24 protein-coding genes are annotated in these 24591 nt (G+C 62.9%); 16 read left to right on the forward strand and 8 right to left on the reverse strand.

Annotated elements, in window-relative coordinates:
- Window positions 1-23 precede the first annotated feature (23 nt).
- Window positions 24-1238, reverse strand: a complete 1215-nt coding sequence (locus ABDZ98_RS10265) for an exo-beta-N-acetylmuramidase NamZ family protein (protein ID WP_343807280.1) — start codon at window positions 1236-1238, stop codon at window positions 24-26.
- Window positions 1235-1786, reverse strand: coding sequence for a DOMON-like domain-containing protein (locus ABDZ98_RS10270; protein ID WP_343807283.1), 552 nt, complete (start codon window positions 1784-1786; stop codon window positions 1235-1237). Before ABDZ98_RS10270 ends, ABDZ98_RS10265 begins: the two co-directional genes overlap by 4 nt.
- 49 nt (window positions 1787-1835) lie before the next feature.
- Here ABDZ98_RS10270 and tyrS point away from each other — a divergent pair, with 49 nt between their 5' ends.
- From tyrS to ABDZ98_RS10295, 5 genes are all read left to right on the forward strand, one after another.
- Entirely contained in the window at window positions 1836-3068 is a 1233-nt protein-coding gene (tyrS, locus tag ABDZ98_RS10275; protein ID WP_343807286.1) for a tyrosine--tRNA ligase, read from the forward strand.
- A 72-nt stretch (window positions 3069-3140) separates the two neighbouring features.
- The gene (locus ABDZ98_RS10280; protein ID WP_343807289.1) at window positions 3141-3479 is read left to right on the forward strand and encodes a PilZ domain-containing protein; all 339 of its coding nucleotides are present in this window, start codon (window positions 3141-3143) and stop codon (window positions 3477-3479) included.
- A 62-nt stretch (window positions 3480-3541) separates the two neighbouring features.
- A complete protein-coding gene (locus ABDZ98_RS10285) occupies window positions 3542-4834 on the forward strand; it encodes an MFS transporter (RefSeq protein ID WP_343807292.1) in 1293 nt (430 codons plus the stop codon).
- A gap of 12 nt (window positions 4835-4846) precedes the next feature.
- Entirely contained in the window at window positions 4847-5767 is a 921-nt protein-coding gene (gene cysK, locus ABDZ98_RS10290; RefSeq protein ID WP_343807295.1) for a cysteine synthase A, read from the forward strand.
- Entirely contained in the window at window positions 5760-6461 is a 702-nt protein-coding gene (locus ABDZ98_RS10295) for a dienelactone hydrolase family protein (RefSeq protein WP_343807298.1), read from the forward strand. The genes cysK and ABDZ98_RS10295 overlap by 8 nt, the downstream gene beginning before the upstream one ends.
- Here ABDZ98_RS10295 and ABDZ98_RS10300 read toward each other — a convergent pair.
- From ABDZ98_RS10300 to ABDZ98_RS10310, 3 genes are all read right to left on the reverse strand, one after another.
- Window positions 6458-8191 carry an acyl-CoA dehydrogenase C-terminal domain-containing protein gene (locus ABDZ98_RS10300; protein WP_343807301.1) on the reverse strand — a complete coding sequence of 578 codons (1734 nt, stop codon included), beginning with the start codon at window positions 8189-8191 and terminating at the stop codon, window positions 6458-6460. The two genes, ABDZ98_RS10295 and ABDZ98_RS10300, sit on opposite strands and share 4 nt — an antisense overlap.
- A 41-nt stretch (window positions 8192-8232) precedes the next feature.
- A complete protein-coding gene (hisI, locus tag ABDZ98_RS10305) occupies window positions 8233-8562 on the reverse strand; it encodes a phosphoribosyl-AMP cyclohydrolase (RefSeq protein WP_343807304.1) in 330 nt (109 codons plus the stop codon).
- A gap of 392 nt (window positions 8563-8954) precedes the next feature.
- Window positions 8955-9689, reverse strand: a complete 735-nt coding sequence (locus ABDZ98_RS10310; RefSeq protein WP_343807307.1) for a double zinc ribbon domain-containing protein — start codon at window positions 9687-9689, stop codon at window positions 8955-8957.
- Between the two features lie 78 nt (window positions 9690-9767).
- Here ABDZ98_RS10310 and ABDZ98_RS10315 point away from each other — a divergent pair, with 78 nt between their 5' ends.
- Entirely contained in the window at window positions 9768-10544 is a 777-nt protein-coding gene (locus ABDZ98_RS10315; RefSeq protein ID WP_343807311.1) for a methyltransferase domain-containing protein, read from the forward strand.
- Here the strand turns inward: ABDZ98_RS10315 and ppdK are convergent.
- From ppdK to ABDZ98_RS10330, 3 genes are all read right to left on the reverse strand, one after another.
- Window positions 10541-13198, reverse strand: coding sequence for a pyruvate, phosphate dikinase (gene ppdK / locus ABDZ98_RS10320; RefSeq protein ID WP_343807314.1), 2658 nt, complete (start codon window positions 13196-13198; stop codon window positions 10541-10543). The genes ABDZ98_RS10315 and ppdK overlap by 4 nt on opposite strands.
- A 147-nt stretch (window positions 13199-13345) precedes the next feature.
- Window positions 13346-15589 carry a glycine--tRNA ligase subunit beta gene (gene glyS / locus ABDZ98_RS10325; RefSeq protein ID WP_343807317.1) on the reverse strand — a complete coding sequence of 748 codons (2244 nt, stop codon included), beginning with the start codon at window positions 15587-15589 and terminating at the stop codon, window positions 13346-13348.
- The gene (locus ABDZ98_RS10330) at window positions 15586-16485 is read right to left on the reverse strand and encodes a glycine--tRNA ligase subunit alpha (RefSeq protein ID WP_343808931.1); all 900 of its coding nucleotides are present in this window, start codon (window positions 16483-16485) and stop codon (window positions 15586-15588) included. The genes glyS and ABDZ98_RS10330 overlap by 4 nt, the downstream gene beginning before the upstream one ends.
- A gap of 167 nt (window positions 16486-16652) precedes the next feature.
- Here ABDZ98_RS10330 and ABDZ98_RS10335 point away from each other — a divergent pair, with 167 nt between their 5' ends.
- The 10 genes from ABDZ98_RS10335 (at window position 16653) to ychF (ending at window position 24513) form a co-directional block, all read left to right on the forward strand.
- Window positions 16653-17594: a TraB/GumN family protein gene (locus tag ABDZ98_RS10335; RefSeq protein ID WP_343807320.1), complete on the forward strand. Its 942-nt coding sequence runs from the start codon at window positions 16653-16655 to the stop codon at window positions 17592-17594.
- 159 nt (window positions 17595-17753) lie between these two features.
- Window positions 17754-18179: a hypothetical protein gene (locus tag ABDZ98_RS10340; protein ID WP_343807323.1), complete on the forward strand. Its 426-nt coding sequence runs from the start codon at window positions 17754-17756 to the stop codon at window positions 18177-18179.
- Window positions 18176-18373, forward strand: a complete 198-nt coding sequence (locus ABDZ98_RS10345) for a helix-turn-helix transcriptional regulator (RefSeq protein WP_343807326.1) — start codon at window positions 18176-18178, stop codon at window positions 18371-18373. The genes ABDZ98_RS10340 and ABDZ98_RS10345 overlap by 4 nt, the downstream gene beginning before the upstream one ends.
- A gap of 226 nt (window positions 18374-18599) precedes the next feature.
- A complete protein-coding gene (locus ABDZ98_RS10350) occupies window positions 18600-19370 on the forward strand; it encodes a TraB/GumN family protein (protein WP_343807329.1) in 771 nt (256 codons plus the stop codon).
- A gap of 77 nt (window positions 19371-19447) precedes the next feature.
- Window positions 19448-20386: a TraB/GumN family protein gene (locus ABDZ98_RS10355; protein WP_343807332.1), complete on the forward strand. Its 939-nt coding sequence runs from the start codon at window positions 19448-19450 to the stop codon at window positions 20384-20386.
- Window positions 20383-21267, forward strand: coding sequence for a TraB/GumN family protein (locus ABDZ98_RS10360; protein WP_343807335.1), 885 nt, complete (start codon window positions 20383-20385; stop codon window positions 21265-21267). Before ABDZ98_RS10355 ends, ABDZ98_RS10360 begins: the two co-directional genes overlap by 4 nt.
- Window positions 21268-21388: 121 nt before the next feature.
- A complete protein-coding gene (locus ABDZ98_RS10365) occupies window positions 21389-22057 on the forward strand; it encodes a 50S ribosomal protein L25/general stress protein Ctc (protein ID WP_343807337.1) in 669 nt (222 codons plus the stop codon).
- 117 nt (window positions 22058-22174) lie between these two features.
- On the forward strand, window positions 22175-22744 hold the full coding sequence (gene pth / locus ABDZ98_RS10370; RefSeq protein ID WP_343807340.1) for an aminoacyl-tRNA hydrolase: 570 nt from the start codon (window positions 22175-22177) through the stop codon (window positions 22742-22744).
- Window positions 22745-22887: 143 nt separating this feature from the next.
- On the forward strand, window positions 22888-23265 hold the full coding sequence (locus ABDZ98_RS10375) for a PEP-CTERM sorting domain-containing protein (protein ID WP_343807343.1): 378 nt from the start codon (window positions 22888-22890) through the stop codon (window positions 23263-23265).
- A 147-nt stretch (window positions 23266-23412) separates the two neighbouring features.
- Window positions 23413-24513, forward strand: coding sequence for a redox-regulated ATPase YchF (gene ychF, locus ABDZ98_RS10380; protein WP_343807346.1), 1101 nt, complete (start codon window positions 23413-23415; stop codon window positions 24511-24513).
- Window positions 24514-24591 lie beyond the last annotated feature (78 nt).

Here is a 24591-nt window from a genome sequence, read left to right on the forward strand (position 1 = left end):
TTATGCCCGCCGTTTCTGTCTGTTCAGTAGAGCAATAGATCGGCGATTTCGCTGCGCCATTGCGCCTCGTCAACTGCAGCGATCCGGTCCAGGTCGCCCGGCTGCGCGGCTTCATCGTCCACCCACTCGCGCAAGGCGGGGCCGCCGTTGATTACATCGATAGCCAGCCGGTCGAACTCGTATTCATAGGGAAAATCGCGCCAGATTTCATAATCCGGGTGCAGTGTGCGGATGGCCTTGAACGCCAGCGCCTGCAATCGCCATGGCCTGAACGCCTCATGGTCGTAGAATTGCCCCTCGGCATGAACCATCAGCCCGCTGCACAACATGTCTTTGTGTTTGTGAAAAGTCGGGGTGAAGTAACATTCGCGCAAGGCGCATCCGGCCAGCCACTCGGGCGCGATTCGGGCCATCTCGCCCAGCACGGACCTGGCATCGAGGTCTGGCGCGCCGAACAGCACTTCCAGCGCGCGGGTGGTGCCCCTGCCCTCGCTCAGATTGGTGCCTTCCAGCATCACCGTTCCGGCGTAGGCGCGGGCCATGTTGAGGCTGGCGGCATTGGGGCTGGGGTTGATCCAGATGCGGTCCTCCGGCCAGCCGAAACCGCCCATGCGATTGCGCGGGCCGGCCTGCGGCAACCAGTCATGCATGGTGATGACGCGGTATTCCACGTCGAGATTGAAATGGCGGATGAACCACTGGCCCATCTCGCCCATCGTCAGCCCGTGGCGCATCGGCATGGGACCGGCGCCGACAAAGCTTTCCTGCCCCGGCAGCAGCAAGGTGCCTTCCACCGGGCGACCTGCGGGATTGGGGCGATCGAGCACCCACACCTGCTTGCCGTGGCTGGCGGCCTCCTCCAGCAGATAAAGCAACGTGGTGACAAAGGTGTAGATACGGCAGCCCAGGTCCTGCAGATCGAACAGGAACACATCGGCGCTGTCCATCATGGCGGCGGTGGGCCGGCGCACTTTCCCGTACAGCGAGTACACCGGAATGCCGTATTGCGGGTCCACCTCGTCGGGCGTTTCCACCATATTGTCCTGCTTGTCGCCCTTCAGCCCATGCTGTGGGCCGAATGCGGAGGTGACGTTGATCCCCGCCGCGATCAGCGCATCGAGCGAATGGGTCAGGTCCAGCGTCACCGAGGCGGGATGCGCCACCAGCGAAACGCGTTTTCCTTCCAGTGCGGCCTGCAATTCCCGCTCTGCCAGCAGGCGATCTATCCCGAATTTCATGGCGCTTCGGGTGGCGCAAGCTTTGCCGCAAAGCAAGCCGGATCGTGGAAATCGGGCTTGCCGGGATCGCCATGCGCCATCGCCCAATAGGAGATGTGGCCGCCCTCCTCCTCGATCACCGCCGTCATCGATATATCTGGCCGAAGAGATGCCGGGCCAGGAAGGTCGCTCAGGGGAATCGCCACGTCCATGATCAGCAGGTCACGCCCCGCGCGCGGAGTAATCACCGGGTCATGGCTGATCGCACGCTCACTCGCGCCTTCGCGCCAGGAGGTGAAGTCATAGGCGGCCCATGCCTCCGACGGGGCGAAATTGAACTCGGCATAGGCCTGCCCGTTCGTCGGCTTGACGAACAGTTCGAAGCAGGTGGTGCGCCACAGTTCATCGCGCCGCTGGCGGCCCGTGAATGGCGGCAGGACCACCTTTGCGCTGCCTTCCACCCGCCAGCGCAATTGCAGCCAATGGCCGACAATACCCAGCTTCGCCTCGACCGAGCGGACACACTGCGGTGAAAATAGCGGATGAGGCGTAAGCTGATGCGTTTGCATGTCAGCCCTCGCATGCTACGCGGCGCCCCGATTTGAAAGCGGAAAAACCATGAGCGAATACCAGTCTGACCTCCTCAACCTGCTGTCCGGGCGGGGATATATCCACCAGCTGACCGATGCTGGCGCATTGGATGCGCTGGCAGTGAAACAGGTTGTGCCCGGCTATATCGGTTTCGACGCTACTGCCCCGTCGCTGCATGTTGGCAGCCTGGTCCAGATCATGATGCTGCGGCGGTTGCAGCAGGCCGGTCACAAGCCGATTGCGCTGATGGGTGGCGGCACCACCAAGGTGGGCGATCCATCGGGCAAGGATGAGAGCCGCCAGATGCTCACGTCCGAGACGATTGACCAGAACATCGCCTCCATCCGTACGGTGTTCGAGCGGTTGCTGACGTTCGGCGATGGGCCGACCGATGCCATCATGGTCAATAATGACGATTGGCTCTCCCAGCTCGGCTATATCGAACTGCTGCGTGAGGTTGGCCCGCATTTCACCATCAACCGCATGCTGTCGTTCGATTCGGTCAGGCTGCGGCTCGACCGGGAGCAGCCGCTCACCTTCCTTGAATTCAATTACATGATCCTGCAGGCCTATGATTTCCGCGAGCTGGCGCTGCACTATGGTTGCCGCCTGCAAATGGGCGGATCGGACCAGTGGGGCAATATCGTCAACGGGATAGAGCTGACCCGCCGCATGGACGGCAAGGAAGTGTACGGCCTGACCACGCCGCTGCTGACCACCGCCGATGGTGCCAAGATGGGCAAGACTGCGGCGGGTGCCGTGTGGCTGAACGAGGCGCAGCTGCCCGCCTATGACTTCTGGCAATACTGGCGCAACACCGATGACCGCGACGTGGGCCGTTTCCTGCGCCTGTTCACCGACATTCCGCTCGACGAAATTGCCCGGCTTGAACAGCTGCAAGGCAGTGAGATCAACGCGGCCAAGACCATTCTGGCCAATGCGGTAACGGCGCTGGTGCGCGGGGAAGACGCGGCCAAGGCTTCGGAACAGACCGCCGCGCAGACCTTTTCCGGCGGCGGACTGGGTGCCGATCTGCCGGTGCTGGAAGTGCCGACGGAGGGCATTCGTCTGGGCGCGGCCTGCACCGCACTGGGCTTCACCGCATCCAATGGCGAGGCCAAGCGCAAGATTGCCGAAGGCGCGGTAAAGATCGACGACGTGGTCGCCGATGATGCCGGTTTGCTGATCGAAGTGCCCGCCGGCACCGAACGCAAGCTCAGCCTGGGCAAGAAAAAGCACGCAATTCTGCGGGGAATTTGATCCTTTACTGTTTGTCCAGCATTTGCTGGCATTGCCTTTCTCCAGCGACATAAAAACGGAGGATCGCGGACGATGGGTAACGGGGCACAGCTTTCCGTAACCGACTTGCGGCGCTCTACGCGCCACCCGGTCGATTACCCGGTAATTGCCGAGCATCGCGCTGATGGCGACATCAAGATGCATATCTGCAATATTTCCGCGCATGGATTCATGGTCGACAGCGCTCCTGCCGTGGCGCGTGGTGACAGGCTGATCGTGCGTCTGCCCGTGGTCGGCCGGATCGAGGCCTATTGCATCTGGGTTGCCGATGAACGCGCCGGTTTCCAGTTTGAGCGCATCATCCGCGTGGATGATTTCATGGCGATGATCCGCCAGCTGCAACCCAATCCGGCACTGCGCAGACGCAGCTGAGCTTTCACCCGGTTCACAGCTAATATCTTGGCAAAGGTCCGGCGCACTGCCATTGCGCGGGTGTGAGCGAACCTGCACTTTCCGACCCTCCGAAATCCCCGTTCCGCATAGGCAATTTCCGCGCCTTCTGGATCGCGCGTCTGGCCATGACTCTGGCGCAGTATTCCATGCTCCTCATCATCGGGTGGCAGACGTATAATATCGCCCGCGATGCCGGGATGAGCGTGGGCGGCGCGTCGGGCCAGCTGGCGCTGATCGGCCTGCTGCAATTCGCCCCGCTGTTTGTGCTCACGCCGTTTTCCGGGCTGGCCGCCGATCGGTTTAACAGGCGCAACCTGGCACGCATGATGATCCTGCTGCAGCTGGCCTGCGCCGTCACGCTGGCGCTGGTGACATGGCACGATGCGGTGTCCATTCCAATCATGTTCGGCGTGGCCGTGGCGCTGGGCGTGGCGCGGGCATTTTCCGGCCCGGCGCTGGGATCGCTTGCCCCCAATCTGGTGCCGGCCGCGCTGCTTCCCAACGCCATCGCCCTGTCCTCCATCGCCTGGCAGGCGGGCATGATCATCGGTCCGGCCATCGGCGGACGGCTGTATGAGGAAGCGCCCTACCTGCCCTATGCGGTTTCGGCATCCCTGTTCGCGCTGGCGATCATCTCGCTCAGCTTTATCGGGCAAGTGCCGCGTTCGGTTATCAATGGCGCGAAGAAACCGATTGGCCAGATCGTCGAGGGGCTGGCCTATGTGGTGCAGAACAAGATGGTGCTGGGATCGATCACGCTGGACCTGTTCGCGGTGTTCCTGGCCGGGGCCACGGCGCTGTTCCCGGTCTATGCGCGCGACATATTGCAGGTGGGCGCGTCGGGCCTCAGCCAGCTGGCGATGGCCCCTGCCATTGGCGCGGGCCTCACCGCCCTGTGGTTCTCCTTCAGTCCGCTGAAGAACAATGTCGGCCCCAAGATGCTGTGGGCGGTGGCGGTGTTCGGCACCGCGACGGTGATTTTCGGCCTGTCCACCAACCTGCCGCTCAGCCTGGCGATGCTGTTCGTCGTTGGCTGCGCGGACATGTTCTCGGTCTATATCCGCCAGTCGCTGATCCAGCTGCACACGCCTGATGACAAGCGCGGCCGGGTGTCCTCGGTGTCGCAGATGACCATTTCGGCATCCAATGAATTTGGCGATTTCTTCTCCGGCAGTCTGGCCTTCCTGATCGGGCCGGTGGCCGCCGTGGTACTTGGCGGAGTGGGCGCGGTCCTGACCGTGGCGGCATGGGCACGGGTGTTTCCGGTGCTGCGGACAACGAAGACCTTCGATCCGCCGGATCATCTGCTAGAAGACAATCCAGACAAGTCTTGAGAGGAGCCTGACATGAAATTCGACAATGTCCTCCAGTCGATCGGCAACACGCCGCATATCCGCCTGTCGCGCCTGTTCCCCGATCACGAGGTGTGGGTGAAGAGCGAGCGCGCCAATCCCGGTGGATCGATCAAGGATCGAATCGCAATGGCGATGGTGGAAGATGCCGAAAGTTCCGGCGCGCTGAAGCCGGGCGGCACGATTGTGGAGCCGACCAGCGGCAACACCGGCATTGGCCTGGCCATGGTCGCCGCAGTCAAGGGCTACACGCTGATCCTGGTGATGCCCGAAAGCATGAGCATAGAGCGCCGCCGCCTGATGCTGGCCTATGGCGCCAGCTTCGATCTCACGCCCAAGGAAAAGGGCATGAAGGGCGCGCTGGCGCGGGCAGAGGAACTGGTTGCTGAAATTCCCGGCGCATGGATGCCGCAACAGTTCGAAAACCCGGCCAATGTGGCCATTCATGCGCGCACCACCGCGCAGGAAATCCTGGCCGATTTTGCCGATGCACCGCCCGCGGTGATGATCACCGGCGTTGGCACTGGCGGCCATCTGACCGGCTGCGCGGAAACGCTCAAGGCCAGCTGGCCCGACATGAAGGCCTATGCAGTGGAACCTGCGCTGTCCCCGGTCATTTCCGGCGGCCAGCCCGGCCCGCACCCGATCCAGGGCATTGGCGCAGGCTTCATTCCTGGCAATCTGCACACCAGATCCATCGACGGGGCGATTGCGGTGGATGCCGAAGCGGCCAAGGAAATGGCCCGCCGCTGCGCCAAGGAAGAGGGCCTGCTGGTGGGCATCAGCTCCGGTGCCACGCTGGCCGCAATCCAGTCCAAGCTGGCGGAACTGCCAAAGGGTACGCGCGTGCTCGGCTTCAATTACGATACGGGCGAGCGTTATCTCTCCGTGCCGGAATTCCTGCCCAATGAGTGAGCTGCAACGGGTCGCCTGTCAGGACGGCGATGTTGCGCTGACAGGCCTGCTGGCCCGCCCGCATAGCGCGCCGCGCGCCGCCGTGCTGGTGTTCCCGACGATCATGAACCCCACGCAGTCCGTTATGGACAAGGCGCAGGACCTGGCCGCGCGGGGCTATCTGGCGATGGTGGCGGATTTCTATGGCAAGCAGCCTGAGGATTTCGACCAGTCGCGCGAATTTGCGATGGAAATTCGCCAGTCGCCCGAACTCTATCGCCAGCGACTGCGTGCCTCGCTGAAGGCACTTGCCGCGTTGGACGACGCGCAGGGCGTGCCCATCGGCACCATCGGCTTCTGCATGGGCGGACAGGCCGCGCTGGAGCTCGCCCGCGAAGGCGCGCCGCTGTTTGCGGCGGTCAGCTTCCACGGCTTGCTGGGCACGGATATGCCCGCGCAGCCGGGCAAGGTCTCAGCCCGTATACTGGTGTGCCACGGCGATGCCGATCCGATGGTCCCGCGCGAACAGGTGGTGAAATTCTGGGAGGAGATGGATGCTGCCAGCGCCAACTGGCATTTCCATTCCTATGGCGGTGTGAAGCACGGTTTCACCAACCCTGCCCCCACCCAGAACCCGGCCACCGGCTATGACGCAAGCGCCGACCGGCAAAGCTGGGCAGCGATGTATGCGCTGTTTGACGAGGTTCTGGCCTAACCGCGCTGCAATTGCTCGGGTGAAAGCGCCATCAGCGTCTCCGCTCCGGCCATCGCGCGCTGTTTCAGCAGGCCCGTTTCGGGCAGCGCCCGCGTGGCGTAATGCCGCGCTGTCACCAGCTTGGCCTGCATGAACGGATCATCGTCCCGCGCGCCAGCCAGTGTGGCGATGCGCGCCCACATCCAGCCAATGGAAAGCACGCCCACCAACTGCATGAAGGCATAGGACCCTGCTCCCAGATTGTCCGGGTCGGCAGCGGCATTGCCTATCAGCCAGCGCGCCGCCTCTCGCGCATCGCCCAGAGACGAGGCGAGTGGCTGTGCGATCCACTCTGGCGCAGCATCGCAATCGTCCTCGATCATGGCAAAGAAGCGTTCGGCAACCTGCCCGCCATCCTTTGCCAGCTTGCGCGCGGCGAGATCGAGCGCCTGCACGCCATTGGCGCCTTCGTACAGCATGGCCACGCGCGCATCGCGCACGATCTGCTCCATCCCCCACTCGGCCACATAGCCATGACCGCCAAGGATCTGCTGCATGGATACCGCCGTCTGGAAGCCCATGTCCGTGCCGTAACCCTTGAGCACCGGGGTGAGGAAACCGACCAGCTCGTCTGCCGCATGGCGGGCGCTTTCCTCGCCCTCGCCATGCACCACATCGATCTGGCTGGCGGTCCACGCCACCAAGGCGCGAAACCCCTCGGTAAAGCCCTTGGCGTCCATCAGCATGCGCCGCACATCTGCGTGGACCAGCAACGGATCGGCGGCCTGAGCGGGATCGGCCCGCCCGCCCGGCGCCCGGCCCTGACGGCGGTCCATCGCGTAGGCGAGCGCGTTCTGATAGGCGAGTTCGGCCTGCGCCAGCCCCTGATTGCCGCAGGACAGGCGCGCCGCATTCATCATGATGAACATGGCGGCCAGGCCCTGGTTCTCTGTGCCGAGCAGATATCCGGTCGCACCATCGAAATTCATCACGCAGGTGGCGCTGCCGTGCACGCCCATCTTGTGCTCGATCGAATTGCACGAAACAGCGTTGCGCGCCCCGCCTTCCGACAGAATTTTCGGCACGATAAACAGCGATATACCGCGCGAACCGGCCGGGGCATCGGGCAGGCGTGCCAGTACCAGGTGGATGATGTTTTCGGTCAGGTCCTGCTCCCCGCCGGAGCAGAAGATCTTCTCCCCCGTGATGCGGTAAGTGCCATCCCCGGCGGGTTCCGCCTTGGTGCGCAGCAGGCCCAGATCGGTGCCGGCATGCGCTTCTGTCAGCGCCATCGTGCCCAGCCATTCACCCGATACCAGCGGGGGCAGATAGGTCTGCTTCTGCTCATCCGTGCCGACAGACATGATCGCGGAGACCGCACCGTGGGTGAGGCCGGGGAACATGTTGAAGGCGTGGCAGGCGGAATTGAGATATTCCTCGACCACCGTGGCCAGCACATGCGGCATATCCTGCCCGCCAAATTCCTCCGGCAGGGCGAGCGTGCCCCAGCCCGATTCGGCATAGGCGGCATAGGCCTGCACAAATCCGCTGGGGGTGGTGACGGAGCCATCGGCATGGCGGGTGCAGCCCTCGGCATCCGACACCGGATTGAGCGGTGCGATGACCTCTGCGGCGAAGCGCCCGGCCTCGCTGATGATGGTATCGACCAGATCCTCGTCCAGTCCATCAATCTGCAGCAGGTCTTTCAGGATAAAGGCGCTTTCCCGCTCCGGCGGGCTGTAAATCGGCATGTCAGGCAATCTCTTATCTAGGTTCAGGCATTCTTCTGGAGTCAGGCAATGCGCTTTAGGCCACCATCATCAAGCTGGCGGTAGAAGCAGCTGCGCTCTCCCGTGTGGCAGGCAGGCCCGGCGGCGCGCACCTTGAGCACCAGCGCATCCTGATCGCAATCGCACAAGATCGCGTCCACATGCAGGACATTGTCGGATGTTTCCCCCTTCTGCCACAGCTTGCCGCGGCTCCGCGACCAGAAATGGGCCAGCCCGGTGGAGACGGTGGCGTCCAGCGCCTCTGCATTCATGAAGGCGAACATCAGCACCTCGCCGCTCTGCCCATCCTGCACGATCGCGCCGATCAGGCCGCGATCATCGAACCTGGGCATGAAGTCGCCACCCTCTTCGCGCAAGCTTGTTTCGCTATTCTCGCTCAACGATCAACTTTCCATCAAAATATCGGTTCATTCGGTAGTGTCTCATACTGCTTTGTTGCAGGATAACCACAGAAGTCTGCCAAAATAGGCACCATATCACCACGCCTGTTTGAAGTTGAGCCTATCAATGGAATGTAGCGGTTCGCGGCTTGACGGGCCGCCTGTCATTTCTGGTTTCGGCCAAGCAATGGGGGGATGCGGACTTGCTTTAGCAGGCCGTTTCATGAGGGTTTGGAGCGCGCTTCCAAGAGGGGGGTGAAGCGCTGCTCCAGCGATATCGTCACGCGAACGCCCGGGGCCAACAGCTCCGGGCGTTTTGCTTTCCTCACGCGCGATTCCCGCCATCACAGCGCTTCATCCAGCACCCGGGCAAAGCAGGCGATGCGCACCTTTGCCGCGCCTGCCTTGCGCAGCGCCCTGATACAGGCCTGCGTTGTCGCGCCACTGGTCATGACATCATCGACCAGCAATATCTGTGCGCCTTTTATCTGTGCCAATCGAGCCGGACTGGCCTCTATCGCGCCTGCCAGCATGCGCGCGCGTTCCTTGCGTCCCAGCCCGCCCAGCGGCGGCGTGGCCTTGCGGCGTACCAGTCCATCCACCAGCAAGGTCAGGCCATCGCGCTTCGCCAGTTCGCGCGCCAGCAGGGCCGACTGGTTGAAGCCGCGATCCCACAGGCGGCGGCGATGCAGAGGCACTGGCACGGCCAGCCATTCCCCTTCCAGCGTCGGCAATCTGGCCGCGATCAGCCGCGCCAGCATTCCGGCCAGGGCAATCTTGCGGCCGTGCTTGAATGTCAGGACAAGCTTGCGGGAGGCATCGTTGTAGAGCGTCGCTGCGGATATTCCGTCATGGTCAGGCGGACTGGCCAGACACGGGGCGCAGCGCGATCCTTCACCAGCCTCGCTCGCCTGTAAGGGTCGCTGGCAGGTGGCGCAGGCTGGCTCTCCGGGGATGACCAGTTCGCTCCAGCATGACACGCACAGCCCGCCCTGCTCGCCCAGCGCCGAACCGCACAAGGGGCAGCGCGGCGGGTAGATGAGGTCCACCAGTGGGGCGAAGGCCTGTTTCAGCGTCACGTCTGCAACGCTGCCTTGGCGCAGGGGTACTGGCAAGTCCTGTTGCACTCCGGGGCGCAAGGCGGCAGGGAGGCGCGCATGGCCAGCGCCCCTCCCACCATCTTTTCCAACACCCGCCGCAAAGCTGCGCGGCGCCGAATGCTGCGCCTGCAACAACAGCCCGATCCGGCGCGCTTTATCATCGATGACATGGTCGATGACGTGATCGAACGGCTCGGCTTCGTGCAGGCCGATCCCGCGCGCTCACTGGTGATCGGCGATTATTCGGGCAGACTTTCCGCATGGCTTGGCGGCGATGTGGAAATGGCCGATATCGTCGGCGGTGAGAGCGTTGCCGCCCCCGATCTGGAGCTGGATCTGGAGCGTCCCTTCCCCTCTTCGGGTTTCGATCTGATTGTCTGCCTTGGCCTGCTCGACAGTGTGAATGACCTGCCGGGCGCGCTGATCCATCTGCGCGCGGCGCTGGCACCGGGCGGGATGGTGATTGCCAGCTTTGTTGGCGCGGGCAGTCTTCCTGCGCTGCGCCAGATCATGCTGGCGGCAGACGGTGACAGACCTTCTGCACGGGTACACCCGATGGTTGATGTGCGCGCCGGGGCGCAATTGCTGCAACGCGCGGGCTGGTCCGATCCGGTGGTGGATTCGCACAGGCTGAACGTGCGCTATGGCAGCATGCAACGCCTTGTCGGCGATCTGCGGGCGCAGGGACTTGGCAGCACACTGGCCTCTGCCGCTCCCCATGTGGGCAAGAGCGGTCATGCGCGGGCACTGCGCGCGTTTGACGAGCTGGCAGGCACCGATGGCCGGCTGACCGAACAGTTTGAAATCCTCACCCTGACCGGGCGCAGGCGCTAGTCCTTCAGCGCCGCCTGTGCCGCCGCCAGCCGCGCAATCGGCACGCGGTAGGGAGAGGCGCTGACGTAATCCAGCCCCACTTCCTCGCAGAACTGGATGCTGGCGGGATCGCCGCCATGCTCGCCGCAAATGCCCAGCTTGAGGTCCGGGGTGGTTGCCCTGCCCCGCTCGACCGCGATCGAGACCAGCTGGCCCACGCCGTCCACATCCAGGCTGACGAAGGGATCGCGCGGATAGATGCCCTTTTCGACATAGGGTGCCAGGAAACGGCCCGCATCGTCACGGCTCACGCCCAGCGCGGTCTGCGTGAGGTCGTTGGTGCCGAAGGAGAAGAAGCGCGCCTCATGCGCGATCTCACCCGCCATCAGCGCGGCGCGCGGCAGTTCGATCATGGTGCCGACCATATATTCCAGCGTGGTGCCCTGTTCGGCGAACACTTGCGCGGCCACATCGTCCACCAGCACGCGCAGAATCTCCAGCTCGCGCCGTGTGGCGACCAACGGAATCATCACTTCGGGCACGATCGGATCGCCGCCGCGCGCGGTGACCTCGCAGGCGGCCTCGAATATCGCTCGCGCCTGCATTTCGTAGATCTCGGGGAAGGTTATGCCCAGACGGCAGCCGCGATGGCCCAGCATCGGGTTGAACTCGTGCAATTCGCCCGCACGGCGGCGCAAATGATCAATGCCGATGCCGATCACTTCGGCCAGTTCGGCAAATTCCTCGTCGCGCGTGGGCAGGAATTCATGCAGCGGCGGATCGAGCAGGCGGATGGTGCACGGCAGGCCCGCCATGCAGGTGAATATCTCGGCAAAGTCGGCGCGCTGCTCGGGCAGCAACTTGGCCAGCGCCTTGCGCCGTCCGGCCTCGTCATCGGCCAGGATCATCTCGCGCACCGCCAGAATGCGGCTCGCATCGAAGAACATGTGCTCGGTGCGGCACAGGCCAATGCCTTCCGCCCCGAACTGACGCGCCATGCGGCAATCATTGGGCGTTTCGGCGTTGGTGCGCACTTTCATGCGGCGGTACTTGTCCGCCCACACCATCAGCGTGCCGAAATCGCCCGCCATCTCCGGCTCGATAGTCGGCACTTCGCCGCCCATCACCTGTCCGGTGGAGCCGTCCAGCGTGATGATATCGCCTTCCTTCAGCTCCCGATTGCCGATCTGCAGGCTGCGCGTGGGCATGTTGATCGATACGGCAGACGCGCCCGACACGCACGGCCGCCCCATGCCGCGTGCCACCACGGCAGCGTGAGAGGTCATGCCGCCGCGCGCAGTCAAGATGCCGCGCGCCGCATGCATGCCGTGAATATCCTCCGGGCTGGTTTCCACCCGTACCAGGATCACCGCATCGCCATTGTTGGACCAGCGTTCCGCCGTGTCGCTGTCGAGCGCGATCTTGCCCGATGCCGCGCCCGGCGATGCCGGAAGCGCGGTGGCCAGCACATCGCGCTCCGCCCTGGGATCGAGCGTGGGATGCAGCAACTGGTCGAGCGCCATCGGATCGATGCGCTTGATCGCGGTCACTTCGTCAATCAGCCCCTCACCCACCATGTCCACCGCCATCTTCAGCGCGGCCTTGGCCGTGCGCTTGCCCGATCGGGTCTGCAGCATCCACAGCTTGCCCTGCTGCACGGTGAATTCGATGTCCTGCATGTCCTTGTAGTGCTTTTCGAGCAGGTCGAAGACATGCGCCAGCTCGCCATAGGCACCGGGCATGGCCTCTTCCATGCTGGGCAGTTCGGCCCCGGCAGCCATGCGTCCGCGCTTTGTCAGATATTGCGGCGTGCGGATGCCCGCCACCACGTCCTCACCCTGCGCATTGACCAGCCATTCGCCGTAATAATGCGCCTCGCCCGTGGCCGGATCGCGGGTGAAGGCCACGCCGGTGGCGCTGGTTTCACCCATGTTGCCAAACACCATCGCCTGCACGTTGACGGCAGTGCCCCAGTCGGCGGGAATATCGTTGAGGCGGCGGTAGACCTTGGCGCGGTCCGAATCCCAGCTGTCGAACACGGCGGCAATCGCGCCCCACAGCTGTTCCTGCACGTCCTGCGGGAATGGCTCTCCGCGTTCCTGCGCCACGATGGCGTTGAATTCGGCGACCAGTTCCTTCCAGTCATCCGCGCTCATTTCTGTATCGGAGTAATAGCCGCGGTCTTCCTTGGAGATTTCCAGCGCTTCCTCGAACAGGCCGTGATCGAGGCCGAGCACCACGTCGGAATACATCTGCACGAAGCGGCGATAGCTGTCCCAGGCGAAGCGTTCATCGCCCGAAGTGGCGGCCAGGCCCCGCACCGTCTCGTCATTCAGGCCAAGGTTGAGCACGGTGTCCATCATGCCGGGCATGGAGACGCGCGCGCCCGAACGGACCGAGACGAGCAGCGGATCACCCGCATCGCCGAACTTCTTGCCCACGGCGCGTTCGATATGCGTCAGCGCGGTGGCGACATCGGCGCGCAGCTGGTCGGAAAAGTCGGCACCCTCGCGCAGGTAGCGCACGCTTTCTTCCGTGGTGATGGTGAAGCCGGGGGGCACCGGCAAGCCGATCCCGGCCATTTCCGCCAGATTGGCACCCTTGCCGCCCAGAAGGTTCTTGTCCCGGCAGGTTTCCGTTGCATCGCCGCCGAAAGTATAAACCGACTTGTTCATCACCAGCCCCAATTTTCTTGATGAACAAGGTGACAAAGGTGACACTGCGTCACCCTCAACACCCCGTCCCAAACATATGATTTACTGTTATTTTCATTGAAACCGGGAAGGTGACACCGCCCCGGATGGAACACCATCACCCCTCGATCACCCCTCGATCCGAGAGAAGTCCGCAACATTGTGCACTGCAACACGAAACTGTGCAAGCAGGTCCAGACGGCTGCTGCGTTTTGCCGGGTCCGCATCGTTCACCGTCACCTCGTCAAAGAACGTGTCGATCGGTGCGCGCAGGCTGGCAAGGGCAGACATGGCCGCAGCGAAATCCTCCTCGGCAATGGCCTGCGCCGCCTTGGGCTCAGCCGCCGCCAGCGCATCGATCAGCGCCTTTTCGGCAGGTTCGGGCGTGTAGGAACGCTCTGCCTTGTGGCGCATTGCCATCTTGGCATCGATCACGCCCTTGAGGTTGGGATCGTCGACACCAGCCAGCGGGTCTTCCTCACCCGTATGCGCGATTTCGCCTTCAATGCCGTGCCAGTCCTCCTTCTTGAGAATATTGGCCGCGCGCTTGTATCCGGCGAGCAGGTTCTTGCCGTCATCGCTGGCGATGAAGGCCTGCAGGGCGTGGACGCGGTCTATCAACAGCACATTGTCAGTACTCTGGCGCAGAGCCGCCACTGCATCGATGATATCGTGGCGAATGCCTGCATCGCGTTGCTGAACCTTCAACCGGTCCAACAGGAAGCCAGCGATTTCTCCGCCTGCATTCGCGCTGCCGCCGGGATGAGCCGCAGCGGTGATCAGGGCGAACATCTCCACCCGCAGCCGGTTGTCCAGAACCAGAGCGAGAATGGCCAGTGCCGCACGGCGCAGGGCATAGGGGTCCTTGGAACCCGTTGGCTTCTCATCGATCTGGAAAAACCCGACCAGCGTATCCAGCTTGTCCGCCAGACTGACCGCCACCGTCACGGGCGCGGTGGGCACATCATCGCCCTGCCCGACCGGCTTGTAATGATCGCGGATGGCGTCGGCCACGGCATCGTCCAGACCCTCGGCGCGGGCGTAATAGCCGCCCATCAGGCCCTGCAGTTCAGGGAATTCGCCGACCATTTCGGTGACGAGGTCGGCCTTGCACAGGCGCGCGGCCTGCTCGGTCAGGTCGGGATCGGCGTTTGGTACAACACCTTCTTCAACCAGCCAGCGGGCCAGCCTGGCCACGCGCTCTACCTTGTCGGCCACCGTGCCCAGCTTCTCATGGAAAGTGATCCGCTCCAGCTTCTTCGCGTGGACTTCCAGCGAGGTCTTGCGGTCCACGTCCCAGAAGAAGCGCGCGTCGGACAGGCGAGCGGCGAGCACCTTGCGGTTGCCGTCGACAATCGCCGCGCCGCCATCACTGGGAGTGATATTGGCGGTGCAGATGAAGGCGTTGGCTAGTTTTCCGTCCGCACTCTCGCACACGAAATACTTCTGGTTCACCCGCGCGGTGAGCTGGATAACCTCGGGCGGCACGCTGAGGAAATCTTCCTCAAACCGGCCCAGCAGCGGCACCGGCCATTCGGTCAGACCGGCGTTTTCAATCACCAGGCCTTCGTCCTCCACCAGCACCAGACCGGCATCGGCAGCCACCTTGGCGGCACCAGCGCGGATCATGTCCTGCCGCTCTTCATGGTCCACGATCACATGGCCCGCGCGCAGCTTCACCGCGTAATCATCGGCATTGCCAATGGTGATATCGGTCATCTTGTGGGTCGCATCGCGGGCGGAAGAACCGGTTCCCACTTCTCCCTGCGATACTCCCGTATGATGGAAGCGGTGGCCAAGCGTGACAGAGCCGCTGGTGACACCATGCACTTCGCAGGCCACCACATCATCGCCCAGCAGCGCGACAATGCCGGACAGCGGACGCACCCAGCGCACGCTTTCGGTGGAAATGGACGCTTCGCCCCAGCGCATGGACTTGGGCCAGGAGAAATCGCGGATGATCGCCGGGATCGCTTCGGCCAGGACTTGTGTCATCGGCCTGCCCGGTGTCTCGATCACGGCGAACCAGGTGTTGCGGCCTTTGACATCGCGCAGTTCCAGCTGGTCACGCGAAACGCCGTTCTTGCGGCAGAAGCCGTCAATCGCCTGATCGGGAGCTCCCTCGGGCGGGCCCTTGGCCTCCTCGCTCACCGGCTGCGTCGATAACGGAAGGCCCCGTGCGATCAGCGCAAGGCGGCGCGGGGTGGACCAGACGGTCAGCCCGGCAACGGTAACGCCCGCAGCGTCCATCTCGCGGCGGAACAGCTTTTCCAGTTCGGCGCGTGCGCCCTTCTGCATGCGGGCGGGAATTTCCTCGGACCGAAGCTCAAGCAGGAAGTTGTCAATCGTGACTCCGGGCATTGGCCTTGTCATGCGCTCCACTCCGGATATTTTTCGGCCCAGCCGGCGGCTTCCTTCGCCATGTGCGCCTCGCACGAACCGCGCGCCAGATCGCGCACGCGGGCCATGTAGCTGGCGCGTTCCTGCACGGAAATCACGCCGCGCGCCTGCAACAGGTTGAAGATGTGGCTGGCCTCCACCGCCTGCTCATAAGCGGCGATCGGCACTTCATTGGCCAGCGCATTGCGGCATTCCGCCTCGGCCATTTCGAACGCCTTGAACAGGCCGTCCGTATCGGCGACCTCGAAGTTCCACTTGGACATCTGCTTCTCGTTTTCGAGGAACACGTCGCCATAGGAAACGCCGCGGCCGTTGAAATCGAGGTCGTACACATTGTCCACGCCCTGGATATACATGGCCAGGCGCTCGAGGCCGTAGGTCAGCTCGCCCGCCACGGGCTTGCAGTCAAACCCGCCCATCTGCTGGAAATAGGTGAACTGGGTGACTTCCATCCCGTCACACCACACTTCCCAGCCAAGGCCCCATGCACCCAGCGTGGGGCTTTCCCAGTCATCTTCCACAAAGCGGATATCGTGCGCCAGCGGATCGATGCCGATCACCCGCAGGCTTTCCAGATACAGGTCCTGGATGTTGGACGGGCTGGGCTTCAGGATAACCTGATACTGGTAATAATGCTGCAGGCGGTTGGGGTTTTCGCCGTACCGGCCATCGGTCGGGCGGCGGCATGGCTGCACGAAGGCGGCATTCCACGGTTCCGGCCCCAGCGCGCGCAGGGTGGTGGCGGTGTGGAACGTGCCCGCGCCCATGCGCATGTCATAAGGTTGCAGGATCAGGCAGCCGTTCGCGCTCCAGAAATCGTGGAGCGCGAGGATCATGTCCTGGAAGCTCTTTTGCGGCTCTCTTTGCATATCACCCTTCAGATTTTCTGGCGCCATGGCTCATGGGGATTTGAGCGTCAATGCCAGCGGCACCTGCATGCTTGACATGAACCACGCTGAAAGTGCTGATAGGCAGGGTCAGCTTCGGTATTATCGGGATTTTCATGCGGCGCTTATCAGTCCTTTGCACCTTGGCCGTGACACTTGCCGCATGCCTTCCCGCCGCCGCGCAGGCCGATCCTGCGAACAATCCGGCAGTCGGGCTGGAGCAGGACTACGATCCGGCCCCGGCGATGTGGCGCCTGTCTGACGATGACACCACAATTTACCTGCTGGGCACGGTGCACCTGCTGCCCGACGGCTTTCGCTGGCGCAATCCGCAGCTGGACACGATTATCGATGAAGTGGACGCGCTGGTGCTGGAAAGCTCTGACGCCGATGCCGATGCCAGTATGGAACAGCTTGGCCCCAAGATGGCGAAACTGTCGTCAGAGCGTCGGCCAACCTCGCTGCAACTCAGCCCCGCCGTGCGCGAGCGGTGGCGGCAGGTGGTGGAATTGACCGGGCAGCCGTTCGAGATTGTCGACAACACGCCGCTGATTGTCGCTCTGATGGGATTTGGCCTGGGCGGACACGACGTGGGGCTTTCAAGCTATGAGCACGGGGTGGAAACCGTGCTGGCGGCACAGTTTGAGGACAGCGGCCGCCCGATCCTGTCGATAGAAGATACCGGCCGGGTGATGATGAGCATCTACCTGATCGACGACGCGCTGATCCTGCCCGATCTGGAGCGCGACCTCTATACCTGGGACGGCACGATGGGCACTGAGTTCTTCGCTGATGAGGACGCTGCACCCGATGACAGCGCGTGGCAGATGGAACATGACTGGGCGCGAGGCGAGGTTCAGGACGATATCGATTTCGGCATGGGTGACACCAAGCTGGCGGTCGTCTTCAAACGCGTGCTGCTTTCCAATCGCAACCGCCGCTGGGCGCAGTGGCTGGACAACCGACTCGATTCGCCCGGATCGATCCTGGTGGCCGTTGGCGCAGGCCATTTCGAAGGCGCTGGATCGCTGCTGGACATGCTGGAAGCTCGCGGGCTGGAAGCGGTGCGGATCAACCAGCCTGCACAGTGAAGCCATTGTAATTGCCGCAGGAAGTGCGCCCTCTTGCCTTCTGTTGTGTTACGCTATGCTGACATTATGTCAGGTAGTGTTGACATGGTAAGCTTCTCCCGACATAAAGTCAGGACAACCTGACACGAACATGCCCAAGGGCAGCAACTGGAGCTTGTCATGATCAACCGGCACGAACGCATGATGCGCAGGACAGACGTGTGTTTCGGCGTCTTCGCAATCGCGGGCGTATTGCTGCTCACCGGCTCTGCCATCAGGACACTGATGACAAACTCCTCCGCCAGCGAACCCTTGTGGATGGCCGCCATTGCCGTGGCGGCAACCATTGCGATCGCTCTGGTGATGATCCGCATTGGCGATCTCGATCGGCGCTGCTCCGAGGATTACCGCATGCAGTTGATGACCCAGAGCGCCGCCGTGGCTGCCCTCACCACCCTGCTGGTGGCCGCCCTGTTCGAGGATTTTCTGCTGGGCCGCTGGTTTGGCGATCTGAGCGGGCACACGGTCACCGGCATACTGATTGCAAGCTGGGCGCTGGCGTACTTCGCCTCCCGCATCAAGGGTGCGCAGGGGGCGGGTCAGTGAACAACCGCCTCAAGGTCCTGCGTGCGGAGCGTAACTGGAGCCAGGCCGAACTGGCCGGACAGCTCGACGTGTCACGCCAGGCCGTGAACGCCATTGAAAACGGCAAGCACGATCCCTCCCTGCCGCTGGCCTTCCGCATTGCCCGGCTGTTCAACATGTCGGTTGAGGAGATTTTTGACGACGGGCACGGCTGATCCGGATCAGCCCAGGACCGACACATCCGATGAAGTTTGATACCGAACCGCCCGGCTGAGCGGCACGACCAGAACCATACCAGTTACTGACCTATTGAAAGGGGATATCACCATGATTTCCACATTGCATAAACTCGCCCTGTCTACCTGTGCCCTGGCGCTGGCTTTTGCCAGTCCCGCCAATGCGCAAACCGCTGACCCTGCGCCTGGCCCCGCCCTTTGGAGCGTGAGCGACGAGGACACCACCATCTACCTGTTCGGCACGGTCCATATCCTGCCGCCGCAGCTGGAATGGATGGACGCGCGCATCACCGCCGCCTTTGAGGCATCGGACGAGCTGGTGACCGAAGTCGACATGACCGAAATGCAGGAGGCCGCCCAGCGCACGCTTGTTCTTGCCCAATTGCCCGAAGGCCAGAGCCTGCGCGGGCTGATGACTGACGATGATCGCGCGGAATATGAGGCTGCCCTGACCGGCATGGGCCTGCCGGTGGCTGCGCTGGACGGGTTTGAACCGTGGTTTGCCACCGTCAACCTGGGTCTGCTGCCGGCCCTGCGCGCCGGATATAATCCCGAAAGTGGCGTGGACCTGGCCCTGACATCAATGGCCGGGGGCAAGCGCACCACCGGGCTGGAGACGATCGAATTCCAGCTCGGCCTGTTCGATTCAATGCCGATGGATCAGCAGCTCACCGCGCTCGACAGGGCGGTCGAGCAAATGCCGAACGCGCTGGAGACGATTGATACGATGGTAGGCAACTGGATGTCCGCAGACACGGTGGCGCTGGCCGAAATCATCAATGCCGAATTCAGCGATCCTGATGCCTATGACTGGTTCATCGGCAATCGCAATCGCAACTGGGCACAGTGGATTGACGACCGGCTCGACCAGCCCGGCACGGTGTTCATCGCCGTGGGTGCGGGCCATCTGGCCGGGCGCGACAGCGTGCAGGACCTGCTGGCCGCGCGAGGTATTGCAACAGTGCTTGAAGATTAAGGATAATTGCACCGGTTTTGCTTGCGATCCGCTGGTAGCGTCCACATCTTGCGTCCAACCAATATAAGGATCACTTGATGTTCGATCTTGTCAGGAGGATCGCCAGGCTTGCCGGTGCTTTTTCCATCGGCCTTGGCGCGGTAGGCTGCGCCAGCGCGGCCACTACCGATATTGCCCCGGTTCCCCAGCTTGCCGAGGCCCCGCCCTCCGGGGCGGTGCCCGGCCCCGCCCTGTGGCAAGTGTCCGATGCCGACACCACGATCTATCTGTTCGGCACGATCCATTTCCTGCCTGACGATGTCGAATGGTTCGATCAGCGGATCGAGGCGGCCTTCACCTCCTCCTCCGAATTCGTGACCGAGATTGCACTGGATGCGGACCAGTCGATCACCGCGCAGGCGGTTGCGTCCACCGCGCTGCTTGCCGATGGCCAGACGCTGCGCGACCTGATGAGCGAGCAGGACCGCGAGGAATATGACGAGGCGCTGGTATCGCTCGGCATGCCGGTGGAAACGCTGGACATGTATGAGCCGTGGTTCGCCGCGGTGAACCTGGAGCTGATCCCGCTGATGCAGGCAGGCTATGACCCCAGTTCCGGCGTCGAAATGGTGCTCAACCAGCGCGCCGCTGAAAAGGACAAGCAGGCGCTGGAAACGATCGAGCAGCAGCTCGGCTTCTTTGACAGCCTGCCGATGGAAACGCAGATCGCCTATCTGGACGGGGTGGTGGAATCGATCCCGACCATGTCCGCCAGCATGGACAGCCTGCTGGATGCCTGGACCAAGGGTAATGAAGGCGCAATCGGTGACCTGATGAGCGAGGGCATGCAGGACCCCCGGCTGCATGAGGCTCTGCTGACCGCGCGCAATGCTCGCTGGGCGCAGTGGATCGAACAGCGCATGACCCAGCCCGGCGATGTGTTCATTGCCGTTGGTGCCGGCCATCTGGCGGGACAAGGCAGTGTCCAGCAATTGCTGGCCGAGCGCGGGGTCCAAGTCACGCGCGTCTGGCAGTGACGATCCGTCACCTCCTGCTGATGATGGGTGCGCTGCTTGGCGCGCTGGCGCTGGGCGGCTGCGGCGCGCGCGATGATGGCGCATCCGCTGACCTGCCCAGCCCTGCTCCTGCAATCTGGCAGGTTACCTCCCCTGAGGGGCAGCAGGCGTGGTTGTTTGGCACCGTCCATTCCCTGCCAGACGGAGCGCAGTGGCACAGCCGCGTGGTGGATGATGCTTTTGCCGGTGCCGGAACGCTGGTGGTGGAAATCGCCAATCTTGACGATGTGTCCGCTTCCTTCCCAGTGTTTCAGCGGCTCGCCTATTCACCCGGCCTGCCCCCGCTGTATGGCCGGGTGGAGCCGGGAGAACGCGCTTTGATAGAGGATCTGGTGGAGCGCACAGGCGCCGACCCCGATGATTTTGCCGAGATGGAAAGCTGGGCCGCGGCGCTGGTGCTGGCGGGCGGGATCAGCAGCGGCGATCCTGAAAACGGCGTGGACCGGGCCTTGATCGCCAGCGGCAAGCCGGTTGTCGCGCTGGAAGGGTTCGAGCAGCAATATGCCCTGTTCGACCAGTTGCCACCCGCTGAGCAGTCCGACCTGCTGGTCGCAACCGCGCGCGAAGCAGCCACCAATGATCCGGCAAAGGCGCTGGAAAGCTGGCTGACGGGAGATATGGCGGGGCTGGAGGAACTGGCGCGCACCAGCCTGCTGGCCGATCCGGAACTGCGCCAGGCCTTGCTGACCGCCCGCAATCAGGCGTGGATCGACCAGCTTCTCCCGCTGGTGGATCAGGGGCGCAAGCCGTTCGTGGCGGTGGGAACGGCGCATATGCTGGGCGATGGCGGCCTGCCCGCCATGTTCGCCGCGCGCGGATATCGGGTAGAGCGGCTGCAATAGCGCGCCGCAGGAGAGCCTTGCATTCAGCCGCTATGCTGCTAAACGCGCGCCTCCCCCGTCATGGTCATCCCTGGAGGCGTGGCGGGCGAACTGTATCAAACGCATTCGAAAGGCTTCTGAAATGAGCGATGCTCTGACTCTGCCGGCTGAAGCGCGCGAACGGGCTGGCAAGGGAGCCTCCCGTGCATTGCGTCGCGATGGTCGTGTACCCGCTGTTGTATATGGCGGTAACGAACAACCCACACCGATTCATGTCGAGGAAAAGGCCCTGCGCCTGCAGCTCGGCACCGGTCACTTCATGAACTCGATCGTGATGGTCGAACTTGGTGGCAAGCTGATCCGCACCATTCCCAAGGATGTGGCGCTGCACCCGGTTTCCGATCGCCCGATCCATGTCGACTTCCTGCGCCTGTCCAAGGACTCGAAGATCGAAGTGAACGTGCCCGTCGTCTTCATCAACGAAGAAGCCAGCCCCGGCCTCAAGAAGGGCGGCGTGCTCAACGTGGTTCGTCACGAGCTGGAACTGGTCTGCGATGCGGACCGTATCCCCAGCGAGATCGAACTGGATGTTACCGGCCTGGATATCGGCGATTCGGTGCACATCTCCAGCGTGACCCTGCCCGATGGCAGCCTGAGCGCGATCACCGATCGTGACTTCACCATCGCCACAGTGGTTGCTCCGTCCGCGCTCAAGCGTGCTGAAGGCGAAGCTGCGGAAGGCGAAGAAGTTGCAGCCGATGAGGTCGAAGCCAGCGCACAGAGCGGCGACCAGGCTGAGAGCGGCGAATAATGCACGGGACGGCCTGGACCGTCCCTTGCGCCGAAACAAGACGGGGGCTGGCAGCAATGCCGGCCCCTTTCCTGTTCAGGGTCATCCTTCCACTCAAGATAGAGCGCAATTGACGTCATGCAGATCTGGGTTGGCCTAGGAAATCCGGGACCGCGCCATGCAATGCAGCGGCACAATGTCGGCTTCATGGCGCTGGACGTGATTGCCGACATGCATGATTTCGGCCCGGTCCAGAAGAAGTTCCAGGGCTGGACGCAGGAAGGCCGGATCGGCGCGCAGAAGATCCTGCTGCTCAAGCCCGCCACCTTCATGAATGAAAGCGGCCGCAGCGTGAGTGAGGCCTTGCGCTTCTACAAGCTGGACACCGATGCGCTGACGGTCTTCCACGATGAGCTGGACCTCGCGCCGTTCAAGGTGAAGGTCAAGACCGGCGGCGGCACGGCCGGACACAATGGCCTGAAAAGCATCGACCGCCATCTTGGGCCGGAATTCCGGCGCGTCCGCATCGGCATTGGCCACCCCGGCCACAAGGACCGGGTGCACGGCCATGTGCTGGGAAATTATGCCAAGGCCGAAATCGATGATCTGGTGCAGATGCTCGGCGCTATCGGGGCCGAGGCGCACTGGCTGGCCGAAGGCGACGATCCACGCTTCATGAGCGATGTGTCTTCAAGAATGCAGGACTGAAAACTGTCGGAATTTTTGACAAATAGTCCTGCCGAAAAAGACGTTAACCAATAGAAGCCGCAGAAATCCTGACTTGGCACCGCTCTTGCGTGGTCATCCCCCTGAATATCGTAACCATGCATTTTGCAAACGGGGGAATTGACGTGAAGAAGAAGATGATCGCACTGGCTCTTGGGGCCACTTTCCTGTGGTCGGCGCCAGCATCGGCCACTTTCTACTGGGGCGGCTCCTCGGGTGGATCCAGCGGTGGCTACAGCACCAGCGGGGGTTTCTGGGGCGGATCTTCGGGTGGTTCATCGGGCGGGCACCACCATTATGCCGGCTGTGGGCACTACACTGGCAGCAGTACGGGCGGCAGCAGTACGGGCGGCAGCACCGGTAGCAGTACGGGCGGCACGACCACCACAACCACCACTTCTACCAGCAGCGGAACGCAGGTTCCCGAACCCGGCATGCTGGGCATGTTCGGTCTGGGCCTTGCCGGCATTGCGCTGGGTCGCCGTCGTCGCCGCAAGCGCTGAACGTCACACAGTTGAACCTGGTAAAAGGCGGGTGCTGCACAAGCGCCCGCCTTTTGCTTTGTCCGCCTGCCGCGCCCAGCCCCATTGCCAGCCAGCGGTCCGGACCCTAAAGCGCGCCTTTCTTTCGGTTTAGAGGATAACGAAACGATGGGATTCCGCTGCGGGATCGTGGGTCTGCCCAATGTCGGCAAATCGACCCTGTTCAATGCGCTTACCGAAACGCAGGCGGCGCAGGCTGCCAATTACCCGTTCTGCACGATTGAGCCCAATGTGGGCCAGGTCGCCGTGCCCGATCCGCGTCTGGACACAATTGCCCGGATCGGCGGCAGTGCCAAGACCGTGCACACCCAGCTTTCCTTCGTGGATATCGCCGGTCTGGTGAAAGGCGCCAGCGCGGGCGAAGGCCTGGGCAACCAGTTCCTCGGCAATATCCGCGAAGTGGACGCCATCGTCCACGTGCTGCGCTGCTTCGAGGATGACGATATCCAGCACGTTTCCAACAAGGTGGATCCGATTTCGGATGCCGAGGTTGTCGAAACGGAACTGATGCTGTCCGACCTTGAAAGCCTGGAAAAGCGTGTCCCGGCGGCAGAGAAGAAGGCCAGGGCCGGCGACAAGGAAGCCAAGGCTCTGGTCAGCGTACTGGGTCAGGCGCTGGAACTGCTGCGCGATGGCAAGCCCGCGCGGCTGACCGTTCCGGCCGATGTGGAGGAGGAGCGCCTGTTCGAACAGGCCCAGCTGCTGACCGCCAAGCCGGTGCTGTATGTCTGCAACGTGGCCGAGGAAGATGCCGCCACGGGCAACGCCATGACGGAAGCCGTGTTTGCCAAGGCCAAGGCCGAGGGTGCGCAGGCGGTGGTGGTTTCCGCTGCCATCGAGAGCGAGCTGGTGACCATGCCGCTGGAGGAACGCAGCGAATATCTGGCCGATCTGGGCCTTGAGGAAAGCGGCCTCGCCCGCGTGATCCGCGCCGGTTATGCGCTGCTGGGCCTGAAGACCTTCTTCACCGTCGGCCCCAAGGAAGCGCGTGCATGGACGTGTCCTTCAGATGCCAAGGCGCCGCAGGCCGCAGGCGAGATCCACAGCGATTTCGAGAAGGGCTTCATCCGCGCAGAAACCATCGCCTATGACGATTTCGTCGCCCTGGGCGGAGAAAGCGCCGCGCGCGAGGCGGGCAAATTGCGTCAGGAAGGCAAGGAATATCTGGTGCAGGACGGCGATATCATGCTGTTCAAGTTCAACGTCTGAACCTGGTCGGCGTCTCAACCCGGGCATCAGCTGAACCCACACTCAATTGCAAAAACGAAAACGGCGCGGAAGGTGATT

The sequence above is a fragment of the Alteraurantiacibacter aestuarii genome, from assembly GCF_039523595.1.
GTDB classification, from domain to species: domain Bacteria; phylum Pseudomonadota; class Alphaproteobacteria; order Sphingomonadales; family Sphingomonadaceae; genus Alteraurantiacibacter; species Alteraurantiacibacter aestuarii.